This window comes from Agromyces sp. MMS24-K17 (assembly GCF_043950245.1).
Lineage (GTDB): Bacteria > Actinomycetota > Actinomycetes > Actinomycetales > Microbacteriaceae > Agromyces.
In genome coordinates, this window is the sequence record NZ_CP171640.1 from 3532843 (window position 1) to 3545052 (window position 12210).

The following is a 12210-nucleotide window of genomic DNA, read 5'->3' on the forward strand; positions in this document are numbered from 1 at the left end:
GCGCGACGCGACTACTCGCCGAGCACGCCCGCGATCGTCGAGACCAGCGTCGGGAACCCGCCCGACCAGTCGAAGCTGAGCGCCGTCGGGGGCGACACGCTCGACACCGTCACCGGGTCCACGACCTGCGCGACCTTGCCCGCGGCGACGGCCGGGATGGCCTGCAGCTCGGGCTTCGCGAGGAACGCCTCGGCCTCGGCCTCGTCGTTGTGGAAGCTGATGACGAAGTCGGCGTCGAGCTTGTCGAGCTCCTCGTAGCTGAGCTCGTAGTAGAAGCCGCCGTCGCTCGAGTCGAGTTCGGCGACCGACGGGGCGACCTCGAGGCCGAGCCCGGTGAGCACCGACACGCGCGCGTCGGCCGCGGTGTAGACGTAGAGGAACCCGTCGCCGTCCCAGACGCTCGCGAAGGTCTTGCCGGCGAACTCGGGGTTCGCCTCGGCGTCGGCGGCGATCTGGTCCTCGATGCCGGCGAGCACGTCGTCGCCCGCGGCCGAGCGGCCGAGCGCCTTCGAGGTGAAGGTGATGGTGTCCTGCCAGGTGGTCGTCCACGGGGCATCCGGGTACGCGACGGTCGGGGCGATCTCGCTGAGGAGGTCGTACTGCTCCTCGGTGAGGCCGGAGTACGGGGCCAGGATCAGGTCGACGTCGGCGTCGACGAACTCCTCGTAGGGCACCGTCGAGCCGTTCTCGGCGTCGGTGAGGAGCACCGGGAGCTCGACGCCCGCCGCCTCGTAGGCCTCCTCGACCCAGGGCAGGTAGTTGCCCTCGCCGACGGTCCACTGCTGCTCGGCGATGGCGACGGGGTAGACGCCGACCGAGATGGCCGCCTCGGTGGAGCCCCAGCCCCAGGTCGCGACGCGCACCGGGTCCTCGGCGATCTCGGTCTCGCCGAGCGCGTGCTCGATCGTGATCGGGAACGAGTCCGTGGCCGTGCTCGTGGCGGTGCCGGGGGCCTCGTCGGCGGGCTCGTCGGCGGCGCCGGCGGCGCAGCCGCTCAGCAGCACGGTGGCGGCGGCGACGGCGGCCAGGGCGGTCAGGGAACGGCGGTGACGCACGGATGCTCCTTGCTCAGCGGTTGGGGATGAGGCAAGCCTAACCTAACTCGCGAACGGTCCCGAACCGCCTCCGTCACGGTGCGACGCATCAGCAGCACGCGCCGGGGCCCACTTCGCCCGGGCGACCCGTCAGGGGCGTGCGACGAGCGGCCCGACCGGCACCACGAGCGGGCTGCCGACCACCGGGTCGGCCACCACGCGCGCCTCGAGCCCGAACGCGTCGGCCACCGTGGCGTCGGTGATCACGTCGTCGGGCGCGCCCTCGGCGACGATGCGGCCATCCCGCATCACCACGATGCGGTCGGCGTAGCGGGCCGCGAGGTTCAGCTCGTGCAGCACCATCACGACCGTGGTGCCGCGTTCGCGGTTCAGGTCGCGCAGCAGGTCGAGCAGCTCGATCTGGTGCGTGAGGTCGAGGTACGTCGTCGGCTCGTCGAGCAGCACGATGTCGGTCTGCTGGGCGAGCACCATCGCGATCCACACGCGCTGGCGCTGGCCGCCGCTGAGCTCCTCCAGGCGACGGTCGGCGAGGTCGGCGACCCCGGTGGCCGCGAGCGCCTCGGCGACCACCGCGTCGTCGTCGCTCGAGTGGCGCCCGAACCAGCCCTGGTGCGGATACCGGCCGCGGGCGACGAGCTCGGCCACGCGCACGCCGTCGGGGGCGATCGACGACTGCGGCAGCACGCCGACGACGCGGGCGAAGTCGCGCCGGGACATCCCGCGTGCATCACGGCCGCCGAGCGTCACGCGCCCCGCCGCGAGCGGATGGAGGCCGGCGAGGCCGCGCAGCAGGGTCGACTTGCCGCACGCGTTCGGGCCGACGACGACGGTGACCCGGCCCTCGGGGATCTCGAGGTCGAGCCCCTCGACCACGCGGCGCCCGTCGTAGCCGAGCGAGACGCCGTGGGCGCGGAGGGTGCGGTCGCCGTCACGGGCGATCGTCGGTTCGGCCGGCGTGGTCATGCGCGCCGCCTCCTCTCGGTGGTGGCGAGCAGCCACAGCAGGTACGGGGCGCCGATGACGCCGGTGACGATGCCGACGGGAGCGGTGACGCCCGGCAGGGCGTACTGGCCGATGACGTCGGCGGTGAGCGTGAGGGCCGCGCCGACGAGTGCCGAGGCGGTGAGCGCCGCTCCCCCGTCGCCGACGAGCCCTCGGGCGATGGCCGGCGCGACGAGCGCGACGAACGCGATCGGCCCGGCCGCGGCGGTCGCGAGCGCGATGAGCGCGACGGCGGCGAGCAGCAGGATGACCCGAGTGCGGTCGGCGCGCACGCCGAGGCCCCGCGCGTGGTCGTCCCCGAGGGCGAGCACGCCCACCGACCGGGCGTTCAGCGCGACGAGCACCGTCGCCGCGGCCACGCCGACGGCGAGCCAGGCGAGCGCGTCGCCGCGGATGTCGGCGACGCTGCCCACGGTCCAGACCAGGGCCGACTGCGCCGCGCGCACGTCGGATCGGGCCAGCAGCCACGAGATCAGCGACGCGGCCACGTACGAGATGCCGACGCCGATGAGCACGAAGCGGATGCCGTGCAGCCCCTGCCGCCACGCGAGCGCCCAGATGCACACGGCCGCGGCGATCGCGCCGGCGAACGCGAAGCCCGACACGGCCGCACCGGTGAGGCCGAGGCCGAGGAGCGCCCACACGGCGCCCAGGCTCGCGCCTCCGGAGATGCCGAGGATGTCGGGGCTCGCGAGCGGGTTCCGCAGCACCGACTGGAACACCGCGCCCGCGAGGGCGAACGCGAGCCCGCAGACGATCGCCGCGAGGATCCGCGGCACGCGCAGGCGGTGGATGACGAACCGGTCGCCCTCGTCGCCGAGCCCGACCAGCGCGAGCAGCACACGGTCGGGCGACAGCCCGGCGGCGCCGAGCAGGAGCGCGATCGTGCCGACGACGAGGATGATCGCGACGCACCCGGCGGCGACGAGCGCCAGCCGGCGGCGGCGCGCGACCCGCTGCGCGCCGATGCGGGCGGGCAAGGCCGGCGCCCCGGTCGACCCGGATGTCCCGGGCACGCCGCGCCCGGCGGACTGGAGGTCGGTACGGGTCACGTCACACCCCCGCCAGCGAGCGCGACCGCGCGACCGCGATGAGCACCGGGGCGCCGATGAGCGCGGCCACGACGCCGGCCTCGAGCTCGCCCGGCCACGCGACCAGGCGCCCGATCACGTCGGCGGCGAGCAGCAGCGCCGGTCCGAGGACCAGCGAGATCGCCACCACCCAGCGGGTGTCGGAGCCGACGAGGCGGCGCGCGGCGTGCGGCACGACCAGCCCGATGAGCACGATCGGTCCGGCGAGCGCGGTCGCGGTGCCGGCGAGCAGCACGATCGCGATCGCGGCGAGCGCACGGGTCGTGCCGACCCGCTGCCCGAGCCCGCGGGCGACGTCGTCGCCGAGCGCGAGGCCGTTGAGCCGGTGCGAGAGCGCGAACGCGAGCACCACGCCGACGGCGACGAAGGGCCAGAGCACCTGGGCGGTCGCGAGGTCGCGCCCGGTGAGCGAGCCGACGACCCAGAACCGGAACTGGTCGAACGTCTGCTGGTCGCCGAGGAGCACGAGCGTGATGAGCGGGGTGAGCAGCGCCGTCGTCGCCGCGCCCACCAGCGCGAGTCGGTCGGGCCGCGCCGAGCCGATGGCGAACACGAGCGCGGCCGCGACCGCGGCCCCGCCGAAGGCGAACCACACGTAGCCGATCGGCGACGAGATGCCGAGCACCTGGATCGAGAGTACGACGGCGAGCGAGGCCCCCGAGTTGAGGCCGAGCAGGCCCGGGTCGGCGATCGGGTTGCGGGTGACGCCCTGGATGAGCGCGCCCGACAGGGCGAACGCGACGCCCGCGAGCAGGCCGATCAGCGTGCGCGGCACCCGCAGTTCGAGCACGATCTCGTGCGCACGGTCGCCGGGGACGGGCGCGACGAGCGCCTGCCACACGGCTGCCGGGTCGAGCTGGCGCACGCCGAGCGCGAGGCTCGCGGCGATCGCGATCGCGAGCACCACGACGGCGAGCAGCAGCGCGAGCAGGCGACGTCCGCGGCGGGGCGCACGTCGCACCGCCGCCTCGGGCGATGCGGACGCCCCGGGCGCGCCGGTCGGGCGCCGCGGTCCTGCGGACGGGATCGGGCGGGACATCCGCTCAGTCGACCTCGGCGCGACCCATGCGCCAGTAGCCCATGAAGGCCACCCGGCGGCGGTCGAGGCCCGCCTCGCCGACGAGGTAGCGGCGGATGGTCTTCACGACCGAGGCCTCGCCCGCGACCCACGCGTAGACGCCGCCGTCGAGGCTGCGCCCCTCCGGCACCTCCCAGAGCAGCTCGCGGTCGACGTCGACGTCGATCTCGTCGAGCTCGAGCCGCGCACCGGGGTCGGCCATGAGCCGGCCGGCGCCGTCACGGACGGCGGGCACGAGCCGGTCGCCGTGGGCGTCGCCCTCGCGCCGGGGCAGCCATTGCACGGCGACGCCGTCGGGGGCGTCGACGGGCAGCGCGTCGGCGACCGAGGGCACCTCGATGAACGCGCATCCGCGGGCGTCGCGCGGCAGCGCGTCGAGGATGCCGCAGATCGCGGGTGCGGCGGTCTCGTCGCCGGCGAGGAACACGGTGTCGACCTCGCCGGGGCGCCAGTCGAGGCCGAGGAGCCGGCCGGTGCTGCGCTCGTCGGGGCCGACGAGCACGACGCGGGCGCCGGGCTCGGCGCGGGTCACCCAGCGCGAGGCCGGGCCGCCGTCGCCGTGGAGCACGAAGTCGATGTCGACCTCGCGGTCGGCGTGCCGGACGGCGCGGATCGTGTACGTGCGGAACGGGTTGCGGCGGGCCTCGGGCAGCTCCCGCCAGTTCGTGTACCAGTCCTCGCCGACCGGGAAGTGCGCGAAGCCGTCGCCGGTGGCGACGAGGTCGTCGGCCAGCGGCAGCACGACCTTCACGCGCTGGTCGAGCCCGGCGCTGCCGAAGAGGTCGAGCTCGTCGCCGGCGAACGTGACGCGGACGAAGCTCGCGCCGATCCGGCGGATGCGGCGCACCTCGGCGTGGAACGAGCGGTACGCGGGACGCAGCGACGTGCCGACTTCGGCTGAGGTAAGCATTACCTAAGTCTCGCACACCGCCGGGGCGCCGCCCAACGGTGCGGCGCCCAACGGTGCGGCCTCCGGCCGACGCTGCCGGCCACCGGGCGGCGCGCAACTCCCGCGCTCACCAGGTCGGCGGTCGGCGCTCCCCCCGCGCGGCAGCGCGCTCGAGCTGCGCGGCGAGCGCGAACAGCGTCTCCTCGCCGCCCGGGCGGCCGATGAGCTGCACCGACACGGGCACCCCGTCGGGCACGTCGAGCACCGGCACGGTGACGGCCGGCAGGCCGGCGACGTTCACGAACGACGTGTACGGCGTGAACCGCACCTGCTGCGCGAAGTCCTCCTCGCCGTCCTCGCGGTCGTACCAGCCGACCGGGCGCGGGGTCTGCGCGAGCGCCGGGGTGAGGATCGCGTCGAACGGCGCGAACCGCCGGATGATGCGCGCCTCGAAGCCGGCCAGCCACGCCAGCGCCTCGCCGAGCTCCCGCGCTCCGAGCCCGCGGCCGCGCCCGACGAGCCAGGCGGTCAGCGGTTCGAGGAGGGCGAGCCGGTCGCCCTCCACCGGGATGGACGCGGCCGAGGCCTGCCAGATCGTGCGGAACGCCGGCGCGTACCCGGGCTCGGGATCGGGCTCGAGCGCCTCGATGCCGTGCCCCGCCCGGTCGAGCAGGGCGACGGCGCGCTCCACGCCCGCACGGGCCTCCGGGGCGACCTCGATGTCGTACGCCTCGTCCCACGGCGAGTCCGGCAGCACGCCGACCTGGAACCGCCCCTCGCCGCGGATCGCGGCGCCGAGGTACGGGCCGTCCGACCCCGGCGCGCGGGTGGCGAAGCGGTGCGCGGCCGGGTACCCGGCCGGGGCGATGAGGCCGTCGAGCAGCAGCGCGGCGTCGGCGACGGTGCGGCCGATCGAGCCGACCACCCCGAGCCCGGCGAGCCGGTCGAACCCGGCGCCCGACGGCACGCGTCCGCGCGACGGCTTCACGCCGACGACCCCGCAGCTCGCGGCCGGGATGCGGATCGACCCGCCCGCGTCGGAGCCCGGCGCGAACGGCAGCATGCCGGCTGCCACGGCCGCCGCCGCCCCACCGCTCGACCCGCCCGCGCCGAGCGACCGGTCCCACGGGCTGCGGGTCGCCCGCCCGTCGGTCGATTCCGTGTACGACGTGAGGCCGAACTCGGGCGTGGCGGTCTTGCCGAGGCTGACCGCGCCGGCGACGTCGAGGGCGCGCACCACCTCGTCCGAGGCATCCGGCACGAAGTCGGCGTAGGCGCGCGACCCGAACCGGGTGGGCACTCCGGCGCGGGCGTGGAGGTCCTTGTCGGCGAGGGGCATCCCCCACAGCGGCGCCGCCGTCGGGCCGTCGCGGCCGACCTCGCGGGCGCGCGCGAGCGCCGCCTCGGCGTCGAGGTGCGCGAACGCCCCGATCCCGCCGTCGAGCTGCTCGATGCGGCCCAGGAAGTGCTCGGCCGCCTCGACCGGCGACACCTCGCCGCGCTGCAGCGCCTGGTGCAGGTCGAGGGCGCTGAGTTCGTGCAACGGCTCCATCGCGTGCTCCACCGCGCCTACTTCAGGTTCTTCTGCAGCAGCACGGTGCCGAGCCAGCGACCGAACTTGAAGCCCACGCGGCCCATCCGCCCGATCTCCTTGAACCCGAACTGCTCGTGCAGCGCGATCGACGCGTCGGCGCCCTGGTCGGCGATGACCGCGATCATCTCCTTCAGTCCGGCCGCCTTCGAGCGCGCGATGAGCTCGCCGAGCAGCGCCCGGCCGAGGCCCTTCCCCGAGGCCGCCGGGCCGAGGTAGATCGAGTCCTCGACCGTGAACCGGTACGCCCGCTTCGGCCGCCACGGCGCGACCAGCGCGTAGCCGAGCAGCTGCCCGCTCGGGGACTCGGCGACGAGGAACGGCAGGCCGAGCTTGTGGAGCTGCTCGTACTTCGCGCGCCACTCCTTCAGCGTCATGGCGTCCTCGTCGAACGTCACCGTCGAGTTCGCGACGTAGTAGTTGTAGATCTCCCGCACCGACGGGAGGTCCTCGGGCCGGGCGTCGCGCAGTTCGTACCCGAACGCCGGCTCCGGGGGCTCCGGCCTGCGCAGGTGCGGCGGCAGCACGCGCCGCTCCTGGTACTCCTCCTCGAGCATCAGGCGGGGCTCCCCTCGACGACGGGGACGAGGTCGAGCCGCCAGTCGACCGGCGTCGCACCCTGCTTCGACAGCAGCTCGTTCACGCGGCTGAACGGCCGCGACCCGAAGAACCCGCGCGACGCCGACAGCGGCGACGGATGCGCCGACTCGATCGTCGGCGTGGCGCCGAGCAGCGGCTTCAGCCCCTGCGCGTCGCGCCCCCACAGGATCGCCACGAGCGGCGTGCCGCGCGCGACGAGCACCCGGATCGCGTGGTCGGTGATCGCCTCCCACCCGGCGCCGCGGTGGGAGGCGGGCTCGCCCGGTCGCACGGTGAGCACGCGGTTGAGCAGCATGACACCGCTGCGGCTCCACGCGCCCAGGTCGCCGTGCGCGGGCGGCTCGACGCCGAGGTCGTCGCGGAGCTCGCGGAAGATGTTCTGGAGGCTCCGCGGCAGCGGCCGCACGTGCGACTCCACCGCGAAGCTCAACCCGATCGGATGCCCCGGCGTCGGGTACGGGTCCTGCCCGACGATGAGCACCCGCACGTCGTCGAGCGGCGTCGAGAACGCGCGCAGCACCCGGTCGCCGGCGGGCAGGTAGCCGCGGCCGGCGGCCTGCTCGGCGCGCAGGAAGTCGCCCATGGCGGCCAGCTGCGGCCCGACCGGCGCGAGGGCGTCCGCCCATCCCGGGTCCATCAGGCCGGCGGCGGCGAGCTCGGGCAGCGACAGCGCCACGGGCTCAGGCCCCCATCGTCGACACGACGACGCCCTGGTCGCCGGGCAGCACCCGCCAGACGCTGCCGGCGCCGGCGGCGACGAGGCCGCCCTCGCCGACGATGAGGGCGGTGCGCTCGTCGATCGCGAGGCCGCCCTCGACGAGCCCCGCCTCGACGGCGGCGACGAGCCGGCCGAGCGTGCCCCACTGGGCGGCGTGCGCGTCGATGGCGACGTCGACCAGCCCGATGCCGGGCGCGACGGTCACCTCGTCGAGGTCCTCCGAGGTCTCCTCGGGCGCGACGGGCACCCCGCCGATCCGCCAGCCGCCGATCACCGCACGGTCGGCCGCGATCGCGGCGCCCGCGGAGAAGCCGAGGTAGGGCACGCCGGATGCCACGAGCCGGCGCACCTCGACGAATCGCGGTTCGAGCGCGTCGCGGTACGCGGGCGTCAGCCCGCCGCCGACGACGATGCCGTCGACCTCGGCGAACGCCGCCTGGGGCACCTCCCGGCCCGGGCCGACGGCGGAGACCACGGCCTCGACGGCGTCGGCCGCATCGGCGCCCGCCGCGAATCCGAGCTGCGCCAGCAGCCGGTCGGCGTGGGCGCGCGCATCCGCGGGCCCCTCGTCGCCGACCGCCACGACCGCGATCCGCGGACGCGGCCGGCCCGAGGCATCCGCCGCGCGTCCCGCCGCGCGGGCCCGCGCCCGCGCCTCCTCGAGGAAGCGCGCGTACTCGTCGCCGGCGCCGGCCTCGCCCGGCTCCGCCCAGCCGCCGCCGACCAGGTGGATGCTCACGCGGCACCCGCCTCGACGTCGACGGGCGGCAGCGCCGACCACGGGAACACGATCCAGTGCGGCGTCTCGCGGTAGGCGTAGTCGGGCACGAGCACCGTGCGCGGCTTCACGTAGAGGGTCGCGCTGCGCACCTCGGCGCCCGCGTCGGCGAGGAGCTCGACGACCTTCGCGAGGGTGCGCCCCGAGTCGGACACGTCGTCGACGAGCAGCACCCGCTTGCCGACGACCGCGGGCACGTCGAGCATCGGCGGGTGCAGCACCGGCTCGGGCAGGCGCTCGTCGACGCCGGTGTAGAACTCGACGTTGATCGAACCGCACTGCTTGGTGCCGAGCGCGTACGCGATCGCGCCCGCCAGCAGCAGCCCGCCGCGCGCGATCGCGATGACGAGGTCGGGTCGGTAGCCGGAGCCGAGCACGTCGGCGGCGAGGCTCCGCGCCGCGTCGCCGAACTCGTCCCAGCCGAGGATCTCGCGGATCGGCTCACCCTGCCGGGCGCCCGCGTCGCTCTGCTCGAAGGTCATCCTGAAAGGCTAGTCGGATGCCCCGTCCGGCGCTTCGGGCACGAGCCCCTCGCGCGCCTGGAAGCCGATGGGCTCGCCCTCGTCGTCGAGCCCGTCGGCGGCGGTGTCGACGTCGGAGTCGCCGTCGCCGTCGCCGTCGGCATCCGACGGCCGGCCCGCCCGCGCCTCGTGACGACCTCGCTCGATCTCCGCGAGCCGCTCGTTCAGCACCGAGATGACGGTGGCCGACGCGACGCCGAGGATCGCGATGCCGCCGGCCATGAGGAAGACGGCGTACCAGCGCCCGGGCGTCGTCACCGGGTACGTGTCGCCGTAGCCCACCGTCGCGAGCGTCACGATCGCCCACCACATGGCGTCGCCGAACGTGACGATGGTCGCGCCCGGCGCGTCCCGCTCCACCGACAGCGTGGCGAGCGCGATGAAGACGACGAACACGAGCGCGTAGAGCACGGCGAGCACGAGGAACCGGGCTCGGACGGCGTTGCCGCTGCGCCTGCGGAAGTACGGCACCTCCACCACCAGGCCGACGACGCGCAACGCGCGGAAGACCGGCAGCACCGCCGACATGAAGTCGATCGGGTGGTGCCGCACCCAGGCCCAGCGATGGCCCTTGGGCGTGAGCGCGATGCGCACGACCACGTCGACGAGGAACACCAGCCAGACCACGACGAGGATGACGGCGATCACCACGTGCACCGGCGCCGGGTCCTCCGGCCGGAGCACCCAGACCCCGTACGCGCCGATGAAGGCGACGCCGAGGATCGCGAGCGGGACCGTCGTCAGGTCCTCCCAGTGCTTCCGCCGCGGCGCTGCGGCCTCCGCCCGTGCGTTCATCGCCCCGTCGCCGTCCCCGTCAGCCTGCGACCGGCGGCTTCACCGCGAGCGGGCCGCGCGCGACCAGGTGCGGCGCCGACTGCGCCACCGGCTTGACGACGATCAGGTCGAGGTCGACGTGCCTCGGCCGGGTCACCGCGTCGACGATCACGTCGGCGATGTCCTCCGCCACGAGCGGCTCGGGCACCGAGTCGTACACCGCGTCGGCCCTCGCCCGGTCGCCGCCGAACCGGACGAGCGAGAACTCGTCGGTCTTCACCATGCCGGGGGCGACCTCGATCACGCGGATCGGCTCCCCGTTCAGCTCGAGCCGCAGCACCTCGGTGAGGGCGTGCGCGGCGAACTTCGACGCGTTGTACCCGCCGCCGCCGAGGTAGGCGACGTGACCGGCGATCGAGGTGACGTTCACCACGTCGGCGACGCCCCGGGAGGCGACGCCCTCGCGCAGCAGCGGCAGCACCGCCCCGATCACCCGCTTCACGCCGAGCACGTTGACCTCGAACATCCAGCGCCAGTCGTCGGCGTCGCTCGACTCGACCGTGTCGAGCCCCTTGGCGCCGCCCGCGTTGTTCACGAGCGCGTGCACGGGGCCGGTCTCGCGCAGGTGGTCGCGGAGGCGGTCGACGTCGGCCTGGTCGGTGACGTCGGCGACGAACACGGATGCCCCGGTCTCGGCGGCGAGCTCCCGCAGCCGGTCCTCGCGGCGGGCGACGCCCACGACGTCCCAGCCGGCGGCGCGGAACGCGCGCACCGTGGCCGCCCCGATACCCGAACTCGCCCCGGTGACCACCGCACGCAACCCGCTCATGCGGCCATTCTGCCGTGCCGCGGTCGCCCGAGTCCCGATGCGACACCGCGAGGCTGCGACAGAATGGGGTGATGCAGTCCCCCGCTTCACGCCCGATGACGAAGAAGCGAGTCCCGCTCTGGGACAACGCCCGATGGATCGCGATGACGCTCGTCGTCATCGGCCACGGCATCCTGCCGCTCATCCACGACGACGACCGGGCGTACAGCGTCTACCTGTTCATCTACTCGTTCCACGTCGCCGTGTTCGTGACCGTGTCGGGGTACTTCGCGAAGTCGGGGCCGCCGACGGCGCGGTCGCTGCGGCAGATCCTCACCGACATCGTCATCCCGTACCTCATCTTCGAGACGATCTGGACGGTGCTGAAGTGGCTGCTGAGCGGCTTCCGCACCGACCTCTGGGTCGACTGGACGACGCCGTCGTGGACGCTCTGGTTCCTGATCGCCCTCGCGGCCTGGCGGATCGTCCTGCCGTACCTCGTGCTCCTGCGCTGGCCGCTCGCGATCGCGATCCTGATCTCGATCGCGGCCGGCTACACCGACTCGCTCGACTCGACGCTCGCACTCAGCCGCACGTTCGGCATGCTCCCGTTCTTCGTGTTCGGCTGGCAGTTGCGGCAGTGGCGGCTCACGGGCCGCTGGCTCGACCTCCCGGCCCGGGTCGCGTGGCGCTGGCGCGCAGGGGCGATCGCGCTGTTCGCGGTGCTGCTCGCGGTGCTCCCCCTCGCGATCGAGACGTGGCGCGACCTGAAGCTGCGCCGGTTCCTGCTCTACGACGAGGCGTACGAGGCCATCGGCTACGACGAGCCGTGGTCCGGCGCCATCCGGCTGGTGCTGCTCCTGCTCGCGATGGTGCTCGCCGTCGGGTTCCTCGTGCTCATGCCGCGGGGGGCGCGGTGGTTCACCGCCTTCGGCGGCGCGACCATGTACATCTACCTCCTGCACTCCTTCGTGCTCTACCCGTTCCGGGAGACCGGCATCCTCGACGGCCGGCAGCCGTTCTGGGTGCTGCCCGCGATGATCGCGTTCTGCATCGGCGTGTCGATCGTGCTCTCGCTGAAGCCGGTCCGGCGGGTGTTCCGCCCGCTCGTGGAGCCGCGGGCGCGCTGGCTGTTCCGGCAGGAACCGCACACGGCGACGGGCACGATCGTGCTGCCGCCCGGCGCCCTGCCGCCGCTGCCGGAGCCGCCGGGGGCGGACGGTCCGCCCGCCGCTCCGGGCGAGCCGAGGCCGTGACGCCGGGTCGGACATCCTTACGCCGTGTGTCGGGTGCCGTTGCCGGGCA

At 74.7% G+C, this 12210-nt stretch carries 13 protein-coding genes; 1 reads left to right on the forward strand and 12 read right to left on the reverse strand.

Annotation, left to right across the window (positions count from 1 at the left end; all coding sequences use genetic code 11):
• Positions 1-11: 11 nt before the first annotated feature.
• The 12 genes from ACGGZK_RS16250 to ACGGZK_RS16305 all read right to left on the reverse strand — a co-directional run bounded on the left by ACGGZK_RS16250 (position 12) and on the right by ACGGZK_RS16305 (position 10926).
• Positions 12-1055: an iron-siderophore ABC transporter substrate-binding protein gene (locus ACGGZK_RS16250; protein WP_395243659.1), complete on the reverse strand. Its 1044-nt coding sequence runs from the start codon at positions 1053-1055 to the stop codon at positions 12-14.
• Positions 1056-1184: 129 nt separating this feature from the next.
• Entirely contained in the window at positions 1185-2018 is an 834-nt protein-coding gene (locus ACGGZK_RS16255) for an ABC transporter ATP-binding protein (RefSeq protein ID WP_395243660.1), read from the reverse strand.
• The gene (locus ACGGZK_RS16260) at positions 2015-3109 is read right to left on the reverse strand and encodes a FecCD family ABC transporter permease (protein WP_395243661.1); all 1095 of its coding nucleotides are present in this window, start codon (positions 3107-3109) and stop codon (positions 2015-2017) included. Before ACGGZK_RS16260 ends, ACGGZK_RS16255 begins: the two co-directional genes overlap by 4 nt.
• A gap of 1 nt (position 3110) precedes the next feature.
• Positions 3111-4187, reverse strand: a complete 1077-nt coding sequence (locus ACGGZK_RS16265; RefSeq protein WP_395243662.1) for a FecCD family ABC transporter permease — start codon at positions 4185-4187, stop codon at positions 3111-3113.
• Positions 4188-4191: 4 nt separating this feature from the next.
• Entirely contained in the window at positions 4192-5136 is a 945-nt protein-coding gene (locus ACGGZK_RS16270; protein ID WP_395243663.1) for a siderophore-interacting protein, read from the reverse strand.
• A 106-nt stretch (positions 5137-5242) separates the two neighbouring features.
• Positions 5243-6667 carry an amidase gene (locus ACGGZK_RS16275; protein ID WP_395243664.1) on the reverse strand — a complete coding sequence of 475 codons (1425 nt, stop codon included), beginning with the start codon at positions 6665-6667 and terminating at the stop codon, positions 5243-5245.
• 17 nt (positions 6668-6684) lie between these two features.
• Positions 6685-7263 (reverse strand): GNAT family N-acetyltransferase, encoded by a 579-nt coding sequence (locus ACGGZK_RS16280; RefSeq protein WP_395243665.1) that lies wholly within the window; start codon positions 7261-7263, stop codon positions 6685-6687.
• Positions 7263-7982: a uracil-DNA glycosylase gene (locus ACGGZK_RS16285; RefSeq protein WP_395243666.1), complete on the reverse strand. Its 720-nt coding sequence runs from the start codon at positions 7980-7982 to the stop codon at positions 7263-7265. Before ACGGZK_RS16285 ends, ACGGZK_RS16280 begins: the two co-directional genes overlap by 1 nt.
• 4 nt (positions 7983-7986) lie before the next feature.
• Positions 7987-8763: a peptidase S51 gene (locus tag ACGGZK_RS16290; RefSeq protein WP_395243667.1), complete on the reverse strand. Its 777-nt coding sequence runs from the start codon at positions 8761-8763 to the stop codon at positions 7987-7989.
• On the reverse strand, positions 8760-9284 hold the full coding sequence (locus ACGGZK_RS16295) for a phosphoribosyltransferase (protein WP_395243668.1): 525 nt from the start codon (positions 9282-9284) through the stop codon (positions 8760-8762). Before ACGGZK_RS16295 ends, ACGGZK_RS16290 begins: the two co-directional genes overlap by 4 nt.
• 9 nt (positions 9285-9293) lie before the next feature.
• Positions 9294-10118 carry a potassium channel family protein gene (locus ACGGZK_RS16300; protein ID WP_395243669.1) on the reverse strand — a complete coding sequence of 275 codons (825 nt, stop codon included), beginning with the start codon at positions 10116-10118 and terminating at the stop codon, positions 9294-9296.
• 19 nt (positions 10119-10137) lie between these two features.
• A complete protein-coding gene (locus ACGGZK_RS16305; RefSeq protein WP_395243670.1) occupies positions 10138-10926 on the reverse strand; it encodes an SDR family oxidoreductase in 789 nt (262 codons plus the stop codon).
• Between the two features lie 71 nt (positions 10927-10997).
• On the opposite strand from ACGGZK_RS16305, the gene ACGGZK_RS16310 reads away from it, so the two are divergent.
• Entirely contained in the window at positions 10998-12161 is a 1164-nt protein-coding gene (locus ACGGZK_RS16310) for an acyltransferase family protein (RefSeq protein WP_395243671.1), read from the forward strand.
• The last annotated feature ends 49 nt before the right edge of the window (positions 12162-12210 follow it).

Coding starts and splice junctions, on each gene's coding strand:
- ACGGZK_RS16255 (WP_395243660.1), bottom strand. CDS start 2,018: ATGACCACGCCGGCCGAACCGACGATCGCCCGTGACGGCGACCGCACC.
- ACGGZK_RS16265 (WP_395243662.1), bottom strand. CDS start 4,187: ATGTCCCGCCCGATCCCGTCCGCAGGACCGCGGCGCCCGACCGGCGCG.
- ACGGZK_RS16270 (WP_395243663.1), bottom strand. CDS start 5,136: ATGCTTACCTCAGCCGAAGTCGGCACGTCGCTGCGTCCCGCGTACCGC.
- ACGGZK_RS16275 (WP_395243664.1), bottom strand. CDS start 6,667: ATGGAGCCGTTGCACGAACTCAGCGCCCTCGACCTGCACCAGGCGCTG.
- ACGGZK_RS16280 (WP_395243665.1), bottom strand. CDS start 7,263: ATGCTCGAGGAGGAGTACCAGGAGCGGCGCGTGCTGCCGCCGCACCTG.
- ACGGZK_RS16295 (WP_395243668.1), bottom strand. CDS start 9,284: ATGACCTTCGAGCAGAGCGACGCGGGCGCCCGGCAGGGTGAGCCGATC.
- ACGGZK_RS16300 (WP_395243669.1), bottom strand. CDS start 10,118: ATGAACGCACGGGCGGAGGCCGCAGCGCCGCGGCGGAAGCACTGGGAG.
- ACGGZK_RS16305 (WP_395243670.1), bottom strand. CDS start 10,926: ATGAGCGGGTTGCGTGCGGTGGTCACCGGGGCGAGTTCGGGTATCGGG.
- ACGGZK_RS16310 (WP_395243671.1), top strand. CDS start 10,998: ATGCAGTCCCCCGCTTCACGCCCGATGACGAAGAAGCGAGTCCCGCTC.